Raw genomic sequence first — 22859 nt, forward strand, 5'->3', positions numbered from 1 at the left:
CACAGCGCGAAGCAGACGAGCCCGATTACGCAACAGGCGTAGAGGATGTTTGTCTCGCCAAAGGCAAAGGTCACGCCCACGGCCATAGCATCGATGCTGGTAGCGATCGCACCCAGCACCAGCTCCTTCGTGCTTAGGCGAAGATCTGGCTCGTCCTGCTCACGGCGGGATTCTGCGATCATCTTAACGCCTAAAAACGATAAAATTCCAAACGCGACGAAGTGATCGATCTGCGCGATAAATTTTACGAAGTTTATCCCCAAAGCGTAGCCTGCAAGCGGCATTATAAACTGAGCCGCCGCGTAGAAAAACGCGACGCGCGCGATCTGCGCAAATTTAAAATTCGGATATTTCGCGCCGTTTGAGATACTAAGCGCGACGCTGTCCATCGCAAGCGCGAAAGCGATGAGTAAAAGCTCCATATTTAGCCCTTTTGGTATTATAAAAACGTTGATTATACATTAAAATTTTCGAAATAAAATAATCAATCTTTAATTGGGGAAAAACTTTGCTTAAAAAATTAATCCTTTGTTTATTGCCGCTATTTTCAACTGCTAGCTGGGAGGAGGTCGCCGTAAAGGGACTGGACGTAATGCTTAGCGCGGGCGCGGGCGATAGTGAAAATTTTAAAAACTCACTAAGCACTTTGATAGAGCGTGCCGCAAATGAATACGAACGCACTGGCGTGCAGGATTACGAGCTCGATCTGCCTAGCTACATTACCGAGCGCGCGGGCAAAAAAAGCATCGCCGTGCAGAATATGCAAAGGCTGGCGAGCAAGAAGCTAAGTCTTGCCGTAGAGCCGATCAAAAAGCTCGTACTTGCTAAAATAAAAGATATGTCCGAAGCCGATACTAAGGCGGTAATGAGCGGCGAGGTGCTATTTAGCCACTATCTGCGCACCAATGCCTTTGATGAAATTTACGAAATCATTCGCCCTTTGGCGCGTGAACTAGGAACTGACGTGAGCTTTGCTAAAAGCTTTAAAAGTGCCGTCGGACGCGAGCCTGGAGACGATTTTAGTAGCGAATTCAGCAGCGCCTTCATTAACGAAAGCTTCGATTTTTTAAGCAAAAACGAAAGGGAGTTTCGCAAAAACTCGGGCGCGATTTTAAACGCCATAAAGACGATCAGATAGGCGCGACCGCACTAAAATCTCGGCGAAATTTTACTTTAAATTTATGAAAAATTCTATCTCTGAGCTCGCGGAAAATTTTAATTCAAAATCCGCTTTAAATTTTATCTCAAATCAGGCGTGCGAGTGCGCGAAAAACACAGCTTTAAATTCTGCTTCAAATGTGGCGTTTACGTGCGCGAAAAACACAACACCGGACGGCACGGTAAATTTCGCTTTCGCTTGCCGCTTCAAAAGAAATTTCAAATTTCAAAACGTGGATGTCCGGTTAAATTCTATCCGCGGAAGAAATTTAAAATTTGCTTCCGCTTCGACTGGTTTCGCCGCACGCAATCGTGCCTCGGTCAGTTTTGCCGTGCACAGTCTCGTAGCGCCCTATTCCGCTCCGCGCGTCAAAAATCTCGAAAGAAAATCCGCTTTAAATTTCGCGGCTCTTGTGCCAAATTTAAACTCTGCGCAAATTCTGAACTGCGCCGAAAATAAAGCTTTAAATTCCGCAAAAGCCCCCACAATAAATCCTTGCGAAAATTCCGCAAGAAATTTCAAACGAAATTTTATATTAAATTGTGCGGAAAATTTTACTTGCAACGGCGCAAATAGCGCGAGTTCGCTAAGCCGTGCAAGCGTCGTAGACGATCCAAATTTAAGCTCTGCAAAAAGCCTTGCTGACGCCCATACGCGACGCTCAAAGAAAAATTTTACTGGGGTTCTTGCAAACGATCCAGCCTCCGCTAGCGCGCCGCAGCCGCAGAGGTCTAACTATGGCGCCGCGCGAAGCCCTGGCACTCCGCAAAATTCTAATGCTACACAGAATTTTAACTCCGCAAAAAATTTAAATTCTACGCAAAGCTCGAATTCCACGCAGAGTTTCGGGAAAAATTCCAATTCCATGCAAAGCCATGCGCAAAACCCCGTTCCGCCTAGCAGGCTGTGGGACCTGGGGCTACTTTTCGTGGCGATCGTTTGGGGATGCACTTTCGTGCCGGTTCAGCGCGCGCTGCATAGCGGCGACGTTTTTAGCTTTTTGTTTTGGCGCTTTTTGGCGGCGAGCATTTTTACTTACCTCGCCTGCCTGCGCTTCGGCGTCAAATTTGACCGCGGCACGATAGGGCGGGGCGTGTTTTGCGGGCTGATGCTGTTTTGCGATTTTTCCTGCCAGACCATAGCGCTTGATTATGCGCTATCATCGACGGTGGCGTTTATTTTGGGGCTAAATGTCGTCATCGTGCCCTTTTTGATGCTTGCGTTTTTCGGCAAAAAGGTCGGTGCGAGCGCCTTTGGCGGCGCGGTCGTGGCGCTTTTGGGGCTGTATTTTTTAAGCGGAGCAAGCGGCGCGGTGGGATTTGGCATAGGCGAGCGGTTGACGCTGATTTCCGCGTTCGCATATGCGCTTCACATCGTCTTTACCGGCGTCTGCGCGCGCAAGAGCAATCTCTACGGCTTTGTGATCGTGCAGTTTATCTGCGTCTGCGTCTGTGCGCTGATCGCGGCAGTTTTTACTCCTCACGCGGAGTTTGAAGGCGAGATAAAGGTGTTAGGAAATTTGATCTTTTCGCCGAGCTTTGATTTCGTTTTTGCGCTGGTTTTGACCTCGATCTTTGCCACCGTCGCGGCGTTTGTGATTCAAACAATGGCGCAAAACCGCGGCGTAAGCGAGATAAAAACGGTGCTGATTTTCGCGCTGGAGCCCGTAAGCGCGGGCATTATGGGGTATGCTTTCGGCGAGAAGCTAAGCGCGCTTCAAATTTTGGGTGCGGCGCTGATACTCGCGGGCATCCTGCTTAGCGAGCTGGGCGGGCTTTTAGGCGCGAAGTTTGCTAAAGATCGAGCTTGCGAAAAAGCAGACCGAGGCGATTAGGATTATCGAAGCGCCGCTGGTTAGATTGAGCTTGAAGCTCAAAATAAGCCCCGCCGCGCAGAAAAGCGCCGATAGCGCGCAGCTTATCGCCATCATCGAGCCTAGGCTTTTTGAGATTTTTTCGGCGATGAAGGGCGGGATCGTCATAAGCGAGATTACTAAGATTAGCCCCACGATCTGAATCGACGCGACCACCGCGAGGCTTGCCATCACTACGAGGACGTAGTAAAAGACGCTAGTATTTACTCCGCGCAGCAGAGCGAATTCCTTATCGAAGCTGATCGCTAAAAACTGCCTGTAAAAGCACGCCGTAAGCGCCGCAAATGCCGCGCCGCAAATGCCGATGAAGATTAAATTTTCATGATTTATCGCTAAGATCGAGCCGAATAAAAAGCTCATCAGATCGGATTTGTACCCCGGCGTGAGATCGGCGAAGATTATCCCCAAAGCCATTCCAAACGCCCATATCGCGCCGATTACGGCGTCGAAGCGCTCGGTGTTTCGCAGCGTGACGTAGGCGATGAGCAGCCCCAAAAACAGCGCAAATACGCTAGCTCCCAGCACGGGGGAGATGCCTAAAAACAGCGCGATGCCGATGCCGCCGTATGCGCCGTGCGCGATGCCACCTGCTATGAAGCTCATGCGATTTATCACGACTAAAGAGCCCACGACGCCGCAGACTATACTGACCAAAAGCCCGCCAAGTAGGGCGTTTCGCATAAAATCATAGGATAGAATTTCAGCCATTTTCGCCCTCCTTGCAGCAGCATTCGTTAAGCGCGAGATCGACGGCACAGAAGTGTCCGTGCTCGCGCCTAAGGTGATCTAAAAATTCCGCTCTGCCTCTCGGATCGATCTCGTGGGTGTGCGCCGAGCCGTTTGCGACGTAAAGAGCGCGATTTGCGTAGTTTAGCGCGAGCTGCACGTCGTGGCTGATTAAAATTATGCCGCAGCCGCTCTCATTTAGGGATTTCAGAAGCTCGTAAATTTGAACCTGCCCCATCGTGTCGATGCTCGCTAGCGGCTCATCAAGAAGTAAAATTTTAGCCTTCGCGCACAGCGCCCGCGCGATGTAAACGCGCTGTCTCTGACCGCCGCTAAGCTCGCTGATACGGCAGCAGGCTAAGCTCTGCATGCCTACGCGCTCCAAAGCTTGCATGGCTTGCTCGCGCTCGGATTTAGAGTAAAAGCCAAAAATTTTCTTATCTATCAGCCCCATCAAAACTACCTCGAGCACGCTTATGGGAAAACTTTTGTTTATCGCGATGAACTGCGGCACGTAGCTCATTTGCGCCCTGGCAAGCGCGGGCGATCTGCCTAAAATTTCGATCGTGCCCGAGCTTGGTCGCAGCAGCCCCAAAAGCAGCTTCAAAAGGGTGCTTTTGCCGCCGCCGTTGGGCCCGAAAATCGCTAAAAAATCGCGCAGCTCGTAGCTTAAGTTTATATCTTTTAAAATTTCGCGTTTTTCGTAAGCAAAGTTTAAATTTCTTATCGTCACGTCCGCCATGAACGCCCTTTCGCCTAGATTTTGAAAGTACTTATTATAGCCCAAATTCGAAAAAATTGCCAAATTTTGCTATTATTACAAAAAATTTAAAGGCTAGCGGTGGAGAAAATCGGCGAAAAATCAGATGAAAATAGCTGGGATAAAAAGTCCGAAAGTTACGCCAAATTTAGCGGCGAGCTAGGGGATTTTGGCAAGCGGGTATTTGAGATACTGCGCGGCTGGGGCGTGAGCTTTGCGGGCAAAAGCGTGCTAGACGTGGGCGCCGGCACGGGGGTTTACTCGCTGTATCTCGCGTCGCTGGGCGCCAAGGTTACGGCGATCGATAGCTCGGAGGGGATGCTTCGCGAGCTAAGGCGTAGCGCAGAGGAGTTTGGCATTAGCTTGCAAAACGTATTAAATTTAAGCTTTGCGGAGTTTTGCGAGCGGCTGAGCCGCGATGGTTTTGCAAATGCGGCGGATGAAAATTTTAAAATTTATCCACGCTCGAAAAGTAAAATTTCAAACTCGCAAACTCAGGAAGCGCAGGCTTTAAATTTAAAAGACGCTGTGAGCAAAAGCCGCGAGAGCGAAAATTTTAAAATTCCCGCAGTTTTTGACATCGCGTTTCTTACTATGAGCCCCGCGCTAAAAAGCACGGAGGATTTTGGGGCGTTTTTGGCTTTGGGCGAGCGAAAAATTTATCTAAACTGGGCGAGCGAGCGCAATTCATCGATGCTAGCGCCGCTGTTTGAGCGCTTCGGCGCAGGAGCTAAAAGGCTTGCTACCGCCGCCGAAAAGTTCGAGGCGCTGCTCGGGGCGCGCAACATCAAATTTAAAAGCGAAATTTTAACTGAAAAGCGCGAGCAAAAACGCAGCCTGCAAGAAGCTGTGCAAAACGCCGCGTGGCACCTGCATATGGACGGCGCGGAGGCTAGCGAGCGCGAGATCGAGGAACTTTTGAAAAAGCGGGCTAAAGGCGGGGTGATAAGCGATGAGATCGAAGCGAGCTTTAAGCTGTTTTATATTTAGCCTGGCGCCCGTTTTGGGGCTTTGTGGCAATCTTTTCTCGCCGCTTGAGATGCCTAAATATGACCCACAAAAGGCGCGACTGGGCGCAAAAATTTTTACCGATGTAAGATTTAGCCGCAAAGGCCGCTCCTGCGAGAGCTGCCACAATTTTTATTTAAACGATTCGGGTGCTTCGGTGCGCGATGGACGCGTGCCTACGCTCATAAATTCTTATTATTTTGATCGCTACTTGGGCGATTATAATTTCGCGGGCTTTGAAGCGCGGATCGCGGCGTCGGTTTTTAGCGAGAATGAACTGGATGCGAGCGAAGATAGAATTTTAGAGCTTATCAGGAAGAATTTAGCCTACAAGCAGGCTTTTGAAAGTGCTTACGGCGAGGCGAATACGGCAAACTTCATTGATGCGCTGAAGGAATTTTTAAAGTCCAAAACGGCGATAAATTCCAAATTTGACCGATTTTTGCGCGGCGAGGTTAAGCTAAATGATGCCGAATATAACGGATATGTGCTTTTTGTGCGGCTATGCTCGGCATGTCATAACGGCGTTAGCCTAGGCACCGGCAGCTTTACTAAAATTCGCCCGAGCGCAGAAGAGGAGGATGCGCCTAAGCATAGGTTCACTTCCGATGGATTTGAGCTGCGCCGCGTGCCTAGCTTGCGCAATATCACGCAAACCGCTCCTTACGTAAACGGGCAGACGGATTTGCGTCTTGCGGTGCGGCAGATCGCAAAGGATCTGCTAAAATACGATCTTAGCGATGGGGAGCTTGATGCTTTGATGAGCTTTTTAGCTACGCTTAAAGGCGATATGACGGAGGCGCAGGATGAAAGATAAGATAATGTGGACTTTGATGGTGGGGATTATGATATTAGGCATAATCATCGCCGGGAATTATTTCTCGTCGCTAAGAGATGTAGCGAGATTTAGCACGATTTCGCGCGAGCTAGCTTTGATCGATAACGCCGATAACCGCTTAAATATATTATTTGATGCAAAGATCGCAAGAAGGGACTTTTCGATTGCAAATGCCGATATGCGCGGCATCTATCAGGTGCTGCAAGCTCTACAAAAAGACAAAATCATCGATAAAATTGGACTTAGCAGCGATGCGCGCGCGATCGGAAGCGCTTTTAGCGATAAAATTTCGCTTTTAGATGAGCTTGGGGCTTTAAATTCGCAGAATTTAATCCTTTTTCAAAGTCTGCAGCAAAAATTTCTATCCGGTAGCGCAAATGCGCAAAGAGCAAATCTCTACTCTCAAATTTTAGGGCTTAATTATAAAAATCGCTCCGAGATCTCTGCTTTAAAAAGTGCGCTAGAAAACGCAGATGCGTCAAGCCCCGACGAAGCTGCGTTTATAGGAATCGCGCGGCAAATTTTAAGGAATTTCGAGCGGCAAAATATCATTGTAAGCGATAATCTCTCGTTGCTCAACGAGCGCTTCGCAAGCCTGCGCGAGCGATTTTCTTACGCTAGCGAGGAATTCTATGGCTCGTTTATGCAAATGACAATGCTTTACACGGCGGTATTTTTGTCGTTTTTACTGCTTACTTACATCATAAATTCCAATGCTTTGCGTAGCAAGCGCGCCCTCGCACCCTATAGCGCGCTATGCGAGCAAGCAGGCGAAGCGATAGTTTTAGCAGATCAGAGCTTTAAAATTTTATACGCTAATAAAAGCGCGCTTAGCTTAAGCGGCTACGAACAAAGCGAGCTGGAAGGAAGCGATCTTGGAGTTTTGATGCCCAAAGATAAAGGGATCGAACTTCCTACGATGGTAAATAAAAGCGCCAAAGACACGCGCCTACTTCGTAAAAACGGCGAGCTAGCCGACGTGAGCCTAAGACTAGCAAATATCGCGGCTGCGTCCAAGCCGCCGCTATATGCACTTTACGCTCATGACATCGGCGAGCGCGAGATTATGAAACTAGCTCTTGCGAGCGCAAAAGAGAGTTTAAACAATCAAGTCTATATCGATCATCTTACGGGCCAGGGCAACGAAGCAGCGCTATATGAGCTAATAAACGCAGAAAAAACGGGCGTAGCGATCTACATCACTATCGTAAATTTTGCAAATTTACGGCTTTTTTACAAGGCGGAGACGACGAATGAAATTCTGCGCTCCTTTGCGCGCACGCTTGCAATGTGTATCGAATCGCACGAGATCAAAGCTAGTATCTTTCGCATCCAATCGGATGAGTTTTGCCTATTTTACGAGGGACTAAATGTCGCGCGCGATGTGGAGATCATAAATAAATACTTCACCGACAAGGTTTTTAATCTCCATACGACCGAGGGCTTTGCCTCCGCGCCTTTAAATATCACGATGGGCGTAAGCGAGCGTGCCGACGTAGCGGGCGGCGCAAATAGGGTCTTTCAGGCGGTTATGGCGATGTATGAGGCGCAGAGCAAAAACGAGCACGTGGGCTTTTACTCGCGTCCAAATGCGATTGAGGAAAAATATCTGCAAAATCAGATTATGATCAACACTATTCAAAACGCGATCAAGAAAAATCAAGTCTTTGTGCTTGTTCAGCCTATATTTGATATTACCCACCGCGATCCTAGCGGCAACACATACGGCACCGAGGGTGGCGACTATGTCCCGTTAGTATATGAAATTCTAATCCGTCTAATCGACCGCTCGGGCAAGACGCGCTGCCCGGGTGAGTTTATCGATATCGCAAAGCAAACCTCGCTCTACATCCCGCTAACTCAGGTTGTAATAAACGAAGCCTTTCGCTTGCTAGACCGCTTCGCAGGGACTTGCTTTAGCATAAATCTTTCATATTTTGACATCGCAAACGAAGGTATCAAGGAGCTTTTAGAGCGTAAGCTCGCATCCAGCCCAAATGCTTCAAATTTATTTATTGAAATTTTAGAAAGCGAGGAATTCGACGATTACGAGAGCCTACGCAGCTTCATCGCCGTAGCCAAAAACTATGGCTGCAAGGTCGCAATAGACGATTTTGGCAGCGGATACTCCAACTACTATAGAATTTTAACGCTTGATGTGGATTACATAAAGATCGACGGAGCGCTCATTAAAAACATCGCAAACGATAAAAACTCGCGCGCTATCGTCGAAACCATCGCTAACTTCGCGCGCAAGCAGGGCTACGAGCTCATCGCCGAATACGTAGAAAACCACGAAATTTCAATCATCTTAGAAGAGATGGGGATTAAATATATGCAAGGCTACTTCTACAGCAAACCGATGGAGCCCTCGAGGATAAAATTCTAACCTCATCTCGCCGCGGCTTATAGCCCGCCTCTTTAAATTTATGAGCCAAAGATTGCCTTCGCAAGGCGAGAAATTCTGATTTAGCAAGCCGCCGCTTTAATTTATACGGAATTTATCTTGGCAAATACTACGAGGTTTTATCGCGAACTTATGGCGCGCCTTATAGCTAGGATTAGCTTGGCAAATGAAGTGAGAGCTAAATTTAAAATTTGATAGCAGATTTATGGATGAAATTTTACGAAGTTCAAAATTTTAAAATTTTAAGCCATAGAATTTTAAAATTTGAAATGCGCTAACTGCAAATTTAAGGCTAAATTTTAAAATTCCGTAGCGATAAATTTTAAATTCCGCGCCTTAAATCCGCCTGCAAATTTTAAAATTTTATGGCGCAAATTTTCAATTCATTCATATAATAAACATTTCGCGCGAGCTTTACAAAATAAAATTTTAGTGCGCCTCGCTCTAAATAACGATAGAGCTTTCAAATGCAGGCGGAATTTTTAAGCGCAAACTTTCTTGCTTTCAGCGAGAATGAGCTTAAATTTTAGGCTTTAGCGCATTAGCTCAAACAAATTCGCTCTAAGCCTTCATACTCCCCGTATCTTTAAATCTTTGATGCCACGACAGCGCCTCGCTTAAGATGTGTGGAGTATGCCCCGCACAGGGCTGCGCACATGCCCGCTCGAAATAATCTCTCAGCGCGTCTTGGTAAGTGGGATGCGCGATGCTTATCATCGCGCGAGCCCGTTCGCGAGGGCATTTGCCGCGCAGATCGGCGATGCCGTATTCGGTGATGATGACTTGAGTGTCGTGCTCGGTATGATCGACATGGCTCACGAATGGCACGATAGCGCTGATCGCGCCGTCTTTAGCGAGCGATGGGCTAAGAAATAGCGACAAATACCCGTTGCGAGCGAAGTCACCGCTACCGCCGATGCCATTTTTCATCTGCGAGCCCATGACGTTAGTGGAGTTTACATTGCCGTAGATGTCTGCCTCTAGCATGCCATTCATCGACACGATGCCAAGCCTTCTAATAAGCGCTGGCGAGTTGGAGACGTCTTGTGAGCGCAGTATGATGTGCTTGCGGTAGAAATCGATGTTTTTTTGAAATTCCTCGACGCCTGCGGGGCTAAGCGATAGCGCTGTGGCACTTGCAGTACCTACGACGCCTCTTTTGATGAGATCTAGCATGCCGTCTTGGATCACCTCGGAGTAGCATTGCAGCCCTTGGTAGCCAGCATTTTGTAGCGAGCTAAGCACGGCGTTGGCGACGTTGCCGATGCCCGATTGTAGCGGCAGTAGCTTCTTTGCGGGAAGTCTGCCGCAAGCTTCCTCGTTTTTTAAGAATTTTACGACATTGCACCCGATCGCACTTGAAATTTCATCCACGGCAGTAAAATTATTGACGCGATCATGCGTCCTAGCCTCTATGACAGCGACTACTTTGGCGGGATCTACATGCATGTAGGGGCTACCTACGCGATCGCCTACGTGCTTGATCGGCAGATCCTCGGCATGTGGCGGCAGGCGCAGATCCGTAACGTCGTGAATGCCCTCCAGCTCAAGTGGCTGGTAGTAATTCACTTCTAAAATCACGCGATCGGCGATATCGAGCCAGGCTTGGTTGTTGCCTAGCGATGTGGACGGCACGAGCTCGCCGCTTTCTTTAATCGCCACCACTTCGATCACAGCAAAGTTTAGATGCGGAAAAAAGCCAGCCTTAAGCTGCGCGGCAAGGCTTGATAGATGCACGTCCGCGTATCGCACGGCGCCGCTATTTATCGCACGGCGCATATCGGCATCCGTAAAAAACGGCGCGCGAAAGCTCACGGCACTTGCTTTTGCCAAAACTCCGTCTAAAAGCGGATCGGTCGATGCGCCTGTAAAAATTTCGATTTGATAGGGCTGGTCTTTTTCGTGCAGTGCTGTCGCTCGTTGTGCCAGAGCCTGCGGCAGCGCTAGTGCGCAGCCCGCCCCAACAAAGCCGCTAAAGCCCACCGATGCGCCATTTGGGATAAGCTCGCAGGCTTCCTCGGCGCTCATAATTTTTGATTTTAGATATTTGTTTTGCACGCGTGAGTTCATTTTCTGTCCTAGCCGTGATTTGGGCGAAATTATAATATTTTTGCGCTAAATTTCAAAATCTAAAATTTCGTGCGCGAGCTAGGCTATAGAGCAAAATATGAGGCGCGATCGGTTGGGATACGTCGCCAAACGCCTCCGATCAGGCTTTTTTGCTTCGGCGGTTTGAAATACGCGCTTGCGCGAGCGCTCGGTAAATAGGGTTTTAAGCGTGATTGGAGCTTGGCTTGATAGTCTCGCTGCGATACTGCAAATACTCGCCTTGCGCTTTGCATCGCAACCTTTTAAGTTTAGTCTACACTCATATGTACGGAGAGCTTTGTGCGGGCAATGCTTTGCTATGTTGCCCGCAGCAATCTTATTCGATAAGACTTTTTATAGAATTATATGAACGGCAGGCAAATTGCACAACCTGTGCAGATTTCTCATTTTTAGCGAGAGGATCCGCCTTACCGAGTTCGCACGCTTTTTTATAGTATCTTGCCGCCTCCAGTTTATCTTTATCTTCTGCATACGCGGCGTATGCCGCGCAAGCACTCCATTGGTCGTCGGCACCGTTGCAAGCTTTCTTGTAAAAATAGGATGCTTTTTTATTGTCCTTTTCTGTACCGAAATCGCCCGAATGATAGATCCCTCCTAGTATTGTGCAACCCAATGCAAGTCCTTTATCACATGCTTTTGTGTAGAATCCAATCACCTTTTTATCATCTTTTTCTATGCCGTTTTCCTCATATTCGCCCGTATAATAAGTTGCCGACATATAACAAGATAAACCATAGTTGCCCTCACACGCCTTTTTAAATAATTCAAGCGCTTTTTTATGATCTTGTTTAACATTTCCTCCTAAGTGGTATTGATAAGCAAGCGATGTGCAACCGCGTACCGATCCTCCATCGCACGACTTTTTTATTAACTCAAACCCTTTTTTGCTGTTTTTTTCCACACCCTTTCCGTCGCCGTACAATATCCCTAGCTTTTGGCAGGCATCGTATTGATTGCAATCGCAACATTTTTCGTAAAATTTGGCAGCATTGGCGTAATCTTTATCGATCTCCGAAAATATGTCCCCCGGTAGAGTGCTCGTACACTCTTCGCAATCTTGCTTCGCCGTCTGCGTAAATGCAAAAGTCCATAATAAGGTCAAAACCAAAACAATCTTTCTCATTTTTTCTCCTTATAAAAATTTATTTCTTCACATTAAAAAAGTCATCTGGATGTTCGAGCGCCGATAAACAAAATTGTTTCTTAAGCTCGTTGGACATTTGCAAGCCTGCCTCTAGCTTCATCAATATATACGTTCTTCTTAGCTCGTTATTTTCTTGCTTTAGTTTTTCTGTTGTGAGCCTAACTAGCCTATCGCAGCTATTAAAACCCGTTTGTGAGTAGCCTTCTTTACTGCCCGATTTATTATTTATTGCTTCCCATATTACGATAATACAAAAGATAATAAAGACATTTTTTAAAAAATTAAACATATAGCCTCTTTGGTTAAGATTTTTTAGCATAATTCTACCCCCCCCTAAAAAATCGTTAAATTTAAATTTTATCTCGCGCTTTATAGCTGGCGTCATTTAAATCGGTTAAATCCATGCTTTGAAATTTATTGTTCGCGGTGTATGTCTTCTCTCGTTCGTATCGGTATTTTGAAAAATCTACATTAATTAAAATTTTGCCGCCGTGTGGGAAGCGGACGATTCGAAATTTTTACTTCGCGCTTTAAAGGGGCAGCTTTGCTGAAATGCGTAAAATTTCAGCAAATTTTATACTTGCAAAATTTTAAAATTCTACCGCCGCAAAATAGGGTGGAATTTTATCTCTGCGGCTTGCCGTCGCCGAATTTTGCGACTATCTCATCGCTGCAGCTCTCCTTGGGTGCCCAACCATCGCGCTTCATCCGCGCCAGATTGTCGCATGCCTCCTGCGAGCCGCCTTCGCAAAGCTCGTCGTATATCACGAGGCTGCGGCACTGCCCACTCGCGAAACTCTCCAGCGCCGCCGCGTTGCCCAGGCAGGCTCGCTCGCGCAAATCGCTCATCGCGTGCTCGCCTGCGCCGCTCATTTTATCTCCCTGCTTCCGCTCAGCGAGGGCGGCGAGCTCGCAGGCGTCTGCGAAAAAGCCCTGCGCTTTGAGGCGGTTTCGCACGACGCCGCGACCGCCCAGATCGTATCTCATCGCCGCTTCGTAGCATGCGGCGGCGTCCTTTTTACTGCACTTTGCTAAAAGCGCGCTAGTTTTTGCACCGCTAAATTTAAACTCTTTGGTTTCGCTGCCCGCGTTTGCCAAACTAAGCGCCAGCGCCGCTGATAGCGCAAGCTTTAAAGCTTTCATCTTTGCTCCTTTTTCGTTTATCCGCTCGCACGCTTCGATTTACCGCCTCATCGCGCACTGCACTCGCACAGCCCGCTAAAATTTAAAAGGCTTGCGCGCTCTGTTTGCGCTCGAAGCTCGTAATTTTACCGCCTCTGTCGCGCTAATTTTTCGGCAGTAGATCGAGCACCGCGCAGGCGCGCTTGTTGTGCATTTTGCATGCCTTATCTAGCGCTTGCCCCGAGAGCTCAAAGCTTTGAGGGGTGCCGATTCCTTGGAGATATTTGACCGACAGCTCGTAGCACGCTTCGCTGCTGCCGGCATCACACTGCTCGCGAAAAAGCTCAAACGACGCCACTACGTCCTTTTCTACGCCCAAGCCCCGCCCTAGCGCATCTGCGTAGAAAAAACACGACAGCTGATCTTTGCGTTCGCAGCCGCTTTTTAGACCGCGTGCGACGCGCTCGCAGGAGCCTTCGTCGCTTTTTACGATGCAGCTTTGCAGATCCGCCCGCGAAATTCCGTCCGTTTGAATGACCGCATCGGCGCTGCTTTGCGAGCCGGCGCTTGCTTCGCCGCTCTTTAGAAAGTGCGCGCTTTGCGCGGCGGTCTCGCCGATACTCGTTGTTTTATCCGTTTTGCCCACCGCAGAAGCTTTATCCGCTGGCGCGCTCTCGTCGCAGTTTGCCGCAATGGCGCAAAATAGCGCTAAAAATAGAAATTTTTTCATACCCACCTCCGTTAAATTTAGCGCCATTTTAATTAAAAATGCTGAATTTAAGAGAAATACGCTTCGCCTTAAATTTCAGCTCTGTATCGCAATGTATTTGTAGCGCGAAATTTAAAGCGCGGCGCCGAAGCGATCTATCACAGGCTCTTTAACGCCGCAAGTACTTTTTGTGCGTCCTGCTCGGGCTTAGCGATACGGCTAAAGCGCTTTACTTCCTTGCCGCCTCGGAAAATCAGGGTTTGGCGGTGGTAAAATTTCTTCCCGTCGCCGGTGGTGAAAGTCTCGAGCCGCAGCGGCGCTTCAAGCTCGAATTTTTCGTCGTTTATGAACTCAAACGTAGCGCCCGTAGCGCGCTTAAACTCGCTCGTGCCCGCCTCGCCCATGCTGCCTACGGCGATAAGCTCGAAGCCGAGGGCTTTTATCTGCGCAAACGCGCTCTCGTAGGCCTTGCACTGAAGCGTGCAGCCAGTAAGCCCCGCCGCGTCGCGCAACTCCTCCGGCAAAAATTTTCCGCTGTCGCCCATTTTCGGGTAGGTAAAAACCACGCACTTTTTCGGTAAATTTATCATCTCTCGCCTTTTGATCGAAATAGGCCGCAAAAATAGCATAAAAAATCTTAAACCCGCTTAACGGATGAAATTTTAATAAAATTTAGCGTAAAATAAAGGGCAAAATTTTGGCAAATCAAATTCGGAGTTTAAATTTTGAATATGGATAGAGCGATAGAGGAGCTGGCAAAAAAGCAGCAGCAGTGCAAGATAAAATTTCTAAAACCGCTGATTTTGTTGATATTGATCGCAGCTTTTTCCGTCGGCTGGTTTATCCACGGCTTGATCCAAAACGAATACTCCTCCGCCGTGCTGATGTCCGCGATGATCCCGATAATTGCGGTAAGCTGCGTATGGGGGATTTATGATGATTCCATCGCCAAGTGGGAGTACAATGCCTTTTACAAAGACGCCTTCATCCGCGCCATCATTTCAGATATCGATCCCGCCTTTAGATACGAGCCGCAAAGCGGCATAGACGAAGAAGAGATCCGCAAAACAGGCATCTATCCGAACAATGAATTCGTAGCCGAGGATCAGATAGTCGGCGTGTATAAAGGGGTGAAATTTAGCCTAAGCGAGGCGATAAAAATCTATGAAACGCGCGAGTCTATGGAGCTTGTAAGGCTATCTCAAAGGGCTAAAAGCGATCTTTCCGCAGCTTTTTTGCTGTCGGCGATTGCGCTTTGGAACGCTTGGAGGCTCGGCGAATACGTGCAGGCTTTTAGCGGTTCGGTGTTGGTGTGCGAGTTTTATAAGAAATTTAAAGGACGGACCATCATCGCGGACCGCTCGCCAGGCACTAAATTTTTAGGCGATCAAGAGCTGATGGACGACGTGATTTTCGGCAAGGAATTTCGCGTGTTCGCAAGCGATAAGATCGAGGCGCGGTATCTTTTGACGCCTAGCTTTATGGAGCGTCTCGGGGCTTTGAAGCTTAAGCTTGCGCCCAAGATCGCTCTTAGCGCGGCGTTTATGGACGGCAAATTTTATCTATTTTTAAACGGCGCGAAAAACCGCTTCGAAGCCGCGCTGTTTTCGCCGCGCACTACGCTAAAAGACGCCGAGCGGATAAAGGCCGAGGTTTTGCAGCTTCTGGGTATCATTGACGAGCTGCGCTTGAACGAGGAGCTTTTTGGCGGCGCAAGCGAGAGCGGCGAGCCTGCAAATAGCCCGCCACTCAGCGGCAAAGAACTGCAGAGATTACGCGATAAAGGCTTGAGCTCGCGCGATCGCTAGGCTGGATAAAATTTAACGCTTTTCGTAAAATTTCAATCTCATCGCCCGCGTCTTTAAATTTGGCGGTTTTTGGAATTTAGCGTTTCTTGAAATTCGGCGTCTCTTGAAATTTAACGCGGCGCAAGCGGGTAAATTTTATCGCTTGTGGCGGTAGCTTGAAATTTTAAAATTTAGCCCGCGTGCCGCAAAGCTCGCTATGAAATTTCACTCGTTGTTTCCCGCGATCGTTTCGATGAGTTTGCGCTTGTTGCGGCGGTTGTAAAGCACCGACGAAAGGAGCGATAGCGCGATGAATAAGATCCCCACGGTGCCGGTTATGATCTCGCTTACTTCAAATTTCAGCTTGGCAAACATTATAAACGCCAAACACGCGATGGCGTAGTGCGCGCCGTGCTCCAGATACGCGAAGTGCGACAGCGTGCCGTGCGCGACGAGATATAGCGTGATGGAGCGCACGAACATCGCGCCGGCACCTAGCCCCAGCATAATGATGAAGATATTATCGCTTAGCGCAAACGCGCCGATCACGCCGTCGAAGCTAAAGCTCGCGTCCAGGGTTTCTAAGTATAAAAAGCCCGCAAGGCCGTTTTTTACGCCGTTCGTGCCGAAAAGGCGGTCGAAGCAGGAGATGAGTAGATAGAGTAAGATCGCGCCGAAATACGCCGCACCGAGCGTCGCCGAGTCCGTTTTAGTAAGTAGCACAAGCCCCGCGGCTAGAGCGATCAGCGTGGGCGCGTTTGGAATGCGCTTTAAAAATCGCACGAGCCCATTATTTTCGATTATGCCCAGCCAGTGTAGCTCGCGCTGCGCATCGAAGAAAAAATCGCAAAAGACCATCAGCAAAAACGCGCCGCCGAAGACGTAAATTTGCGCTTCGTTCGCGCTTAAAATTTCATGGTAGCGCTGCGGCCGCTTAAGTGCCAGCACGAGGGTTTCCCAAAGTCCAAGATGCGCGCTTGCGGCGACGATTAGCACGGGGAATAAAAACCTCATGCCAAAAACCGCGATCGGAATGCCCCAGAGGATAAATCTACTCTGCCACACCGGCGCCATATCTTTTAGCACCTTAGCATTGACTACGGCGTTGTCGAAGCTAAGGCTGATTTCGAGCACGCATAAAAGCGCGCAGATATATGCAGCACCTGCGCCGCCGATATAAAACGCGATAGCAAGCGCAATTAGGCTTACTACAAAAGAGGAGTAAAAATATTTCATCGCTGTCCTAGCCGATTTTTTGCGCGATTTTAGCAAAATTTAGCCCTAAATTCTATATAATTGCAAAAATTCCAAAAAAGGCAAAAGATGCTTACCAATCCCGTATTTATCAGTATCTGTGTGATGTGCGCGCTATGTTTGCTGAGGTGCAACGTAATGCTTGCGATCCTAATCGGCACGATATGCGCCGTGCTCTCAAGCAATATTCCGCTGGGCGATGCCATAAATTTATTCATAAACGGCAACCCCGAAAACGCCGGCAGCCTCGGTATGGGCGGAAATTTAGAAACCGCGCTCTCATATCTGCTGTTAGGCGTCATCGCAAGCGCGATCTCAAAGACTAACCTAACGGCGATCTTGGTGCGCGCGGTGGCAAATTTAATCAGCGATAAAAAATATATCTTTATCTTTTCGATTGCCTTTTTTGCGTGCTTTTCACAAAATTTAATCCCCGTGCATATCGCCTTTATCCCGATTTTGATCCCGCCGTTAGTTAAGATCATGAACTCGCTAAAGATCGATCGCCGCGCCGTAGCGTGCGCGCTGACGTTCGGCTTGCAGACGCCGTATATGGCGCTGCCGCTGGGATTCGGACTTATCTTTATGGGGCTAATCGAAAAAAATATGAACGCAAACGGCATCGCAGTAAGCCTAAGCGACATATCGAGCGTGATGTGGCTAAGCGCCGTGCCGATGCTCGTGGGCCTCATTCTAGCCGTGATCTACTACCGCAAGCCGAGAGACTACGCCGAAACCAAACAGAGCCTGGATGCGCATTTTAGCGAACTTAAGATGGGCATGCGCGAATGGGGCGCGCTAGCGGGTATCGCGGTGTGCTTCGCGGTGCAAATTTGGATCAAATCCCTTCCGTTTGCCGCGCTTAGCGGAATTTTAGTAATGCTTGCGAGCAAAGGCATCGAGTGGAAGAAGCTCGATAACGTATTTGACGAGGGCGTGCATATGATGGGCTACATCGCGTTTTTGATGCTGATCGCCGCAGGATACGGCACGATCTTAAAAGAAACCGGCGGCGTGAACGAGCTGGTGCACGTAGCGAGCACTTTAAGCGGCGGCAAGCTCGGCGGCGCGCTGCTGATGATCGGCATCGGGCTACTCGTGACGATGGGTATCGGCTCGAGCTTCGGCACGATCCCTATCATCGCTACGATATACTGCCCGCTAGCCGCGCAGCTGGGCTTTAGCACGGCGGCGACGATCTTTATCATCGGCGTGGCTGCCGGTATCGGCGATGCGGGCTCGCCTGCGAGCGATAGCACGCTCGGACCTACCGTGGGGCTGAATATCGACGGCGAGCATAGCCATATGTGGGATACCTGCGTGCCGACCTTTATTTTCTTTAATATCCCGCTAATCATATTCGGCATAATCTTTTCGATGATGCTTTGAAATTTTATAAAATTTATCGGCGCGGCGCTGCTCGTAAATTTTATAAATTTACGAATGCGACCATTTTTAAATTTAGCTGCGCGGCTTTGTTTTTAAATTTGCCCGCGCGATTTCGTCGAAATTTATTTGCGCCGTTCGCGCGGTTTGCTTAAATTTAGCCGCTTTAAATTTAACCGCTCGCGGCGCGTTGATGAAAATCATTGCTAAAATTTAAAATTTCGCATAAAATGGGCGAAATTTCATAGCAAGGAGCGGTGGTGGAGCAAATTTATCCTTACGTGCAGATAGTGCATCTCATCTGCGCCATTATCTTTTTGGGCTATATATTTTTCGACGTCGTGATTTTTTCGCGGCTCAAAGGCGCGCTGGGCGCGGATTTTGAGCGCGTTAAAAAGGCGATCGGCTCGCGCGCGATTAAGATCATGCCGGTTTGCCTTTTTACGCTGATAATCACCGGCGGAATGATGATGAGCCGTTGGGTCGGGAGCGCTAACGGCGGGTATTTCGGCACGCCGCTTCAAAAAATCTTTATGCTAAAAGTCGTGCTCGCGCTCATCATCGCCGTGTGCGTAGCGATAAATTTAAGTTGTCGTGCAATGGGAAGGCCCGCGCCTGAGTTTTTACGAGCAAATATCCACAAGATCGCGCTTACTTTCGGCTTCATCATCGTGCTTTGCGCAAAGCTGATGTTTGTAGTATGATTTATGGCGCAAAATTTAGCGCTGGCAGCGTGACTTTTATTGCGAAATTCTGCAGCGTGGCAAAGATTTAATTTTGCTTGCTTTTAAAATACGACGCTTGCTAAAAATTTTAAAATTCCACTTTGCTGGGCGGGAGTAGAAATTTAAGAATTTTAAATTCCACTATGTCTGCGCTAAAGCGCGAAATTTTAAAATTTCACTCCTTTCTTGTGCTGTTTTGTCAAATGCAATCTGCAAAATTTAATCTCATAAAATTTTAAAATTTCATCACAAGCTTTAAAGTGCTCGTAAAATTTCTCGCCCAATCCTACGCTGAAAATTTTGTAAAATTCTGTGGCTTTAAAATTTTGTAAAATTTTAAATTTTACCGCTAGGATGCGGATGAAAATTCTAAAAAAGCTCGCGCAAAATCGAAGCAAACAATGAAAAAGCGAATTTATTTGACGACTTTACTTACTATTTAATAATCATTAAAGATATAAAAAGCTAAAATTGCTTTTCGCCTGCAGGCGAATTTAATGTCTGCTTGCCATTCGCGCGGGATTTTGAGGTTTCCCGTAGCCGTGGCAATAGCTTTGAAATTATTTATGAGAAAGGAAAAAGGATGAAGAAATTTCTCTTAAGTCTGCTCGTCGCAGCTTTGGCCAGTAGCGCGCTTTGCGCAAGATCGCTCTCCGAGATCAAAAGTAGCGGAGTGCTTAGAATAGGCGTTTATGACGCGCAGCCGCCGTTTAGCAAGATAGAAGACGGCGTGCATCAGGGCTTTGAGGTCGATATGGCAAATGCCATCGCTAAAGATATGCTTCCATCAGGCGGGAAGGTGGAGTTTACCTCCGTGCTTGCAAATCAGCGTATAAAATTCCTACAAGAAGATAAGGTGGACGCAGTTATCGCAACTTTTACCGTAACTCCGGAGCGCGAGAAGCAGATCGATTTTACGACCCCATATTTTAGTGTCAATATAGGCATTTTAACCCGCATCGAAGATAAGATTAAATCCCTAAACGATTTACAAGATAAAACTATTTTAGTTCTTAGCGGCGGTACTGCAGAAACATACTTTGAAAAGCAAGGCTATAATATCGCTAGATGCGATAACGCAAACGCTTGCTACAAGGCGCTAAAAGCTGGACAGGGCGACGGGTATGCCGATGATAACTTAGTCGTGCTGGCTTATCCGGTATTAGATAAAAAGGTTGAAGTAAATATCAAGAATTTAGGCACTTCGGATTTCTTAGCCATCGGCGTGAAAAAGGGCAATTCGGAGCTTTTGGATTTTCTAAACGGCGAGCTAATCAAGCTAAGCAAAGAGGGCTTTTTCAAAAATTCGTTCGATAATTTCATCGAGCCTTACTACAAAGGAACTGCAGAGAAAAAGTATTTCTTGCTGGATGATCTTTATAGCTTGCTGTAATTTTTAAAAAGGGGGACGCTATGAAAAAGATAATCCTAGCATTGATGCTGGCTGCGTGTTCGCTTCTTAGCAACACTTTGACTCAAATCAAAGAAAAAGGGGTTATTCGAATCGGTATAGATGGCTCGTCTCCGCCGTTTAGCGTCGCTAAAGCCGGCGAATATAGCGGCTTTGAGATACTCTTAATCGAAGGGCTTGTTAAAGAAATTTTCGGCGATAAAGGCGGCAAGATAGAATATGTCGTAACGGTAGGTGATGACCGCATAAAAGCGGTACAGGATAACAGAGTCGATTTAGATATCGCGCTAATCTCGGTTACGAAAGAGCGCGAGAAGCTGGTAGATTTCTCCGATCCATACTTTAGCGTAAATATCGGCGTGCTAACTCGTAGCGACGATAATATCAGAAAGGTCTCCGATCTAAACGGAAAGACTATACTGGCGCAGCCCGGCACTACCGTGTTTGATTACTTTACGAAACAGGGCTATAACGTAGTACCTTGTGCGAGCGCGAATGAATGCTTTAACGCTCTAAAATCGGGCAAGGGCGACGGATACGCAGATGATAATCTGCTTGTGTTCGCTTACGCTGTAGTCGACCGCAAAGTCGAAGTAAATATCAAGAATTTAGGCTCGACGGACTTCCTGGCCATCGCGGTGCAAAAGGGCAATACTGAGCTGCTTAACGCGGTAAATGCGGGATTAATTGAGCTAAGTAAAAAGGGCTTTTTTACAAAAATTTTTGATGAGAGTATTGAGCCTTTTTATAAAGGCACCATTGATAAAAAGTATTTCTTGCTGGACGATCTTTACAGCTTGTTTTAATTTAAAGTGGCGATGGATGGAATTCTATTCGCTGGCAAATTTTAGTAAAATTTAAAGGAATTTTATGAAAAAGATTATATTTGCGTTGTTAATCGCTTCGTGTTCGTTATTTGCTAACTCTTTAGCGCAGATCAAAGAAAAAGGGCTCATTCGTATCGGAGTGGACGGCTCACTACCGCCACTTAGCGTCTCCGAGGATGGAAGATATAGCGGTTTTGAAATTTCGCTTATCGAAGAGCTCGTGAAAGAAATTTTCGGCGATAAAGGTGGCAAAATCGAATATGTCGTAACTCTGGGCAATGATCGTATCACAGCCGTGCAAGACAACAAGGTCGATTTGGATATCGCGGCGATTACGGTTACGAAAGAGCGCGAGAAACTAGTGGATTTTTCAAATCCTTACTTTAGCGTAAATATCGGCGTGCTAACCCGCACCGACGATAATATCAAGACAATAAGCGACCTACAGGATAAAGAAATTTTAGCTGAACCCGGCACTACGGCTTTTGATTATTTTAATAAGGAAGGCTTTAAAGTTATCTCATGCGCTAGTTCTAGCGAATGCTTCCGCGCGCTAAAATCCGGTCGCGGCAGCGGCTATGCAGACGATAATATGGTAGTTTTGGGCTATTCGGTCGTAGATCGCAAGGTAGAGGTAAATATCAAAAATTTAGGCACGACGGACTTTTTAGCTATCGCGGTGCAAAAAGGCAACGATGACTTGCTAAATGCCTTAAATGACGGGCTTGTCAAGCTCAGCAAAAACGGCTTTTTCAAGAAAATTTTTAACGACAGCATCGATCCTTTTTACAAGGGCAAGGCTGAGAAAAAATATTTCTTGTTAGATGATCTTTATAAAATGTTTTAATTCAAAGGACAAAATATGAAAAAAATTCTACTAAGTATTTTGCTGGGTGCTGGTGCGCTTTGCGCTAATTCCCTAGCAGATATCAAGCAAGCAGGCGAAATTCGCATAGGCTTGCAAGATTCCCAGCCTCCGTTTAGCTTCGATGATAACGGCACGCTAAAAGGCTTTGAGGTTGACTTGGCAAACGAGCTAGTCAAAAATCTATTCGGTAATAAAAAGATCAAAATCGACTTTATCGCCGTAGCATCTAAAGATCGCGTTCCCTCACTGGAGCAAAACAAAGTAGATCTCATCATATCCAAGCTTACCGTCACAAAAGACCGCGTTCAGAAAGTCGATTTTTCTTACCCGTATTATTCAGTGCAAATTGGCGTGCTAAGCCGTAAGGATGATAATATTTCAAGAATCGATCAGATCGCGCATAAAAAAATTCTAAGCGTTAAAGGCACAACTGCCGAGGAGCACTTCAAAAACGCGGGCTATGAGATTGCGACATGTACCGACGCGAATGAGTGCGTCGCTAGGCTAAAGGCTGGCGAGGGCATAGGCTTTGCCGACGATAATACGGTCGTACTCGGATACGCTAGAAACGATGCCGCGCTTGATGCAAAAATCATCAACCTCGGCAAGGTAGATTATATCGCCGTCGCCCTATCTAAGGGCAATACCGAGCTGCTTGATGCGGTTAATAGCAGCCTGGTAAAAATGTATAAAGCGAAATTTTTCCATAAGGCTTTTGACGAGGATATCAAGCCATACTACGGCGG

22 protein-coding genes are annotated in these 22859 nt (G+C 47.4%); 12 read left to right on the plus strand and 10 right to left on the minus strand.

Annotation, left to right across the window (positions count from 1 at the left end):
* The coding region (locus Q0238_RS04225) for a manganese efflux pump (protein ID WP_297943184.1) at nt 1-422 on the minus strand (422 nt) is incomplete at its 3' end.
* A gap of 86 nt (nt 423-508) precedes the next feature.
* On the opposite strand from Q0238_RS04225, the gene Q0238_RS04230 reads away from it, so the two are divergent.
* Together Q0238_RS04230 and Q0238_RS04235 are read left to right on the plus strand one after the other, a co-directional pair.
* Complete coding sequence (locus Q0238_RS04230; protein ID WP_297943186.1) at nt 509-1138, plus strand: hypothetical protein; 630 nt, start codon at nt 509-511, stop codon at nt 1136-1138.
* A 43-nt stretch (nt 1139-1181) separates the two neighbouring features.
* On the plus strand, nt 1182-2993 hold the full coding sequence (locus Q0238_RS04235) for a DMT family transporter (protein ID WP_297943188.1): 1812 nt from the start codon (nt 1182-1184) through the stop codon (nt 2991-2993).
* Here the strand turns inward: Q0238_RS04235 and Q0238_RS04240 are convergent.
* Complete coding sequence (locus tag Q0238_RS04240; RefSeq protein WP_297943190.1) at nt 2937-3740, minus strand: metal ABC transporter permease; 804 nt, start codon at nt 3738-3740, stop codon at nt 2937-2939. The genes Q0238_RS04235 and Q0238_RS04240 overlap by 57 nt on opposite strands.
* Complete coding sequence (locus tag Q0238_RS04245; RefSeq protein WP_297943227.1) at nt 3733-4500, minus strand: ABC transporter ATP-binding protein; 768 nt, start codon at nt 4498-4500, stop codon at nt 3733-3735. The genes Q0238_RS04240 and Q0238_RS04245 overlap by 8 nt, the downstream gene beginning before the upstream one ends.
* Nucleotides 4501-4599: 99 nt before the next feature.
* On the opposite strand from Q0238_RS04245, the gene Q0238_RS04250 reads away from it, so the two are divergent.
* The 3 genes from Q0238_RS04250 to Q0238_RS04260 are packed head-to-tail and all read left to right on the plus strand — an operon-like array spanning nt 4600 to nt 8753.
* A complete protein-coding gene (locus Q0238_RS04250; RefSeq protein ID WP_297943192.1) occupies nt 4600-5508 on the plus strand; it encodes a class I SAM-dependent methyltransferase in 909 nt (302 codons plus the stop codon).
* Nucleotides 5471-6343: a cytochrome c peroxidase gene (locus Q0238_RS04255; protein ID WP_297943194.1), complete on the plus strand. Its 873-nt coding sequence runs from the start codon at nt 5471-5473 to the stop codon at nt 6341-6343. The genes Q0238_RS04250 and Q0238_RS04255 overlap by 38 nt, the downstream gene beginning before the upstream one ends.
* Nucleotides 6333-8753, plus strand: coding sequence for a GGDEF domain-containing phosphodiesterase (locus Q0238_RS04260; RefSeq protein WP_297943196.1), 2421 nt, complete (start codon nt 6333-6335; stop codon nt 8751-8753). Before Q0238_RS04255 ends, Q0238_RS04260 begins: the two co-directional genes overlap by 11 nt.
* A gap of 579 nt (nt 8754-9332) precedes the next feature.
* Here Q0238_RS04260 and Q0238_RS04265 read toward each other — a convergent pair.
* The 6 genes from Q0238_RS04265 to Q0238_RS04290 form a co-directional block, all read right to left on the minus strand.
* Complete coding sequence (locus Q0238_RS04265; protein WP_297943198.1) at nt 9333-10841, minus strand: succinate CoA transferase; 1509 nt, start codon at nt 10839-10841, stop codon at nt 9333-9335.
* Nucleotides 10842-11196: 355 nt separating this feature from the next.
* On the minus strand, nt 11197-12003 hold the full coding sequence (locus Q0238_RS04270; RefSeq protein ID WP_297943200.1) for a tetratricopeptide repeat protein: 807 nt from the start codon (nt 12001-12003) through the stop codon (nt 11197-11199).
* Nucleotides 12004-12022: 19 nt separating this feature from the next.
* Complete coding sequence (locus Q0238_RS04275) at nt 12023-12313, minus strand: hypothetical protein (protein WP_297943202.1); 291 nt, start codon at nt 12311-12313, stop codon at nt 12023-12025.
* A gap of 335 nt (nt 12314-12648) precedes the next feature.
* Nucleotides 12649-13167 (minus strand): hypothetical protein, encoded by a 519-nt coding sequence (locus tag Q0238_RS04280; RefSeq protein WP_297943204.1) that lies wholly within the window; start codon nt 13165-13167, stop codon nt 12649-12651.
* 142 nt (nt 13168-13309) lie between these two features.
* Entirely contained in the window at nt 13310-13876 is a 567-nt protein-coding gene (locus Q0238_RS04285) for a sel1 repeat family protein (RefSeq protein ID WP_297943206.1), read from the minus strand.
* Nucleotides 13877-14013: 137 nt separating this feature from the next.
* Nucleotides 14014-14445, minus strand: a complete 432-nt coding sequence (locus Q0238_RS04290; protein ID WP_297943209.1) for a redoxin — start codon at nt 14443-14445, stop codon at nt 14014-14016.
* 141 nt (nt 14446-14586) lie between these two features.
* Between Q0238_RS04290 and Q0238_RS04295 the strand changes: the two genes are divergently transcribed.
* Entirely contained in the window at nt 14587-15663 is a 1077-nt protein-coding gene (locus tag Q0238_RS04295) for a DUF3137 domain-containing protein (protein WP_297943211.1), read from the plus strand.
* Nucleotides 15664-15867: 204 nt separating this feature from the next.
* Here Q0238_RS04295 and Q0238_RS04300 read toward each other — a convergent pair whose 3' ends face one another.
* The gene (locus tag Q0238_RS04300; RefSeq protein ID WP_297943213.1) at nt 15868-16878 is read right to left on the minus strand and encodes a DUF475 domain-containing protein; all 1011 of its coding nucleotides are present in this window, start codon (nt 16876-16878) and stop codon (nt 15868-15870) included.
* An 87-nt stretch (nt 16879-16965) separates the two neighbouring features.
* Between Q0238_RS04300 and Q0238_RS04305 the strand changes: the two genes are divergently transcribed.
* The 6 genes from Q0238_RS04305 to Q0238_RS04330 form a co-directional block, all read left to right on the plus strand.
* Nucleotides 16966-18285: a Na+/H+ antiporter NhaC family protein gene (locus Q0238_RS04305; protein WP_297943215.1), complete on the plus strand. Its 1320-nt coding sequence runs from the start codon at nt 16966-16968 to the stop codon at nt 18283-18285.
* Nucleotides 18286-18542: 257 nt separating this feature from the next.
* Nucleotides 18543-18986, plus strand: a complete 444-nt coding sequence (locus tag Q0238_RS04310) for a copper resistance protein CopD (RefSeq protein ID WP_297943217.1) — start codon at nt 18543-18545, stop codon at nt 18984-18986.
* Between the two features lie 604 nt (nt 18987-19590).
* Nucleotides 19591-20400 (plus strand): transporter substrate-binding domain-containing protein, encoded by an 810-nt coding sequence (locus Q0238_RS04315; RefSeq protein WP_297943219.1) that lies wholly within the window; start codon nt 19591-19593, stop codon nt 20398-20400.
* A gap of 20 nt (nt 20401-20420) precedes the next feature.
* On the plus strand, nt 20421-21224 hold the full coding sequence (locus Q0238_RS04320; protein ID WP_297943221.1) for a transporter substrate-binding domain-containing protein: 804 nt from the start codon (nt 20421-20423) through the stop codon (nt 21222-21224).
* A 64-nt stretch (nt 21225-21288) separates the two neighbouring features.
* Nucleotides 21289-22092 carry a transporter substrate-binding domain-containing protein gene (locus tag Q0238_RS04325; protein ID WP_297943223.1) on the plus strand — a complete coding sequence of 268 codons (804 nt, stop codon included), beginning with the start codon at nt 21289-21291 and terminating at the stop codon, nt 22090-22092.
* A 15-nt stretch (nt 22093-22107) separates the two neighbouring features.
* On the plus strand, nt 22108-22859 hold a 752-nt coding region (locus Q0238_RS04330; protein ID WP_297943225.1), incomplete at its 3' end, for a transporter substrate-binding domain-containing protein.

This window comes from uncultured Campylobacter sp. (assembly GCF_938045775.1).
Taxonomy (GTDB): domain Bacteria; phylum Campylobacterota; class Campylobacteria; order Campylobacterales; family Campylobacteraceae; genus Campylobacter_B.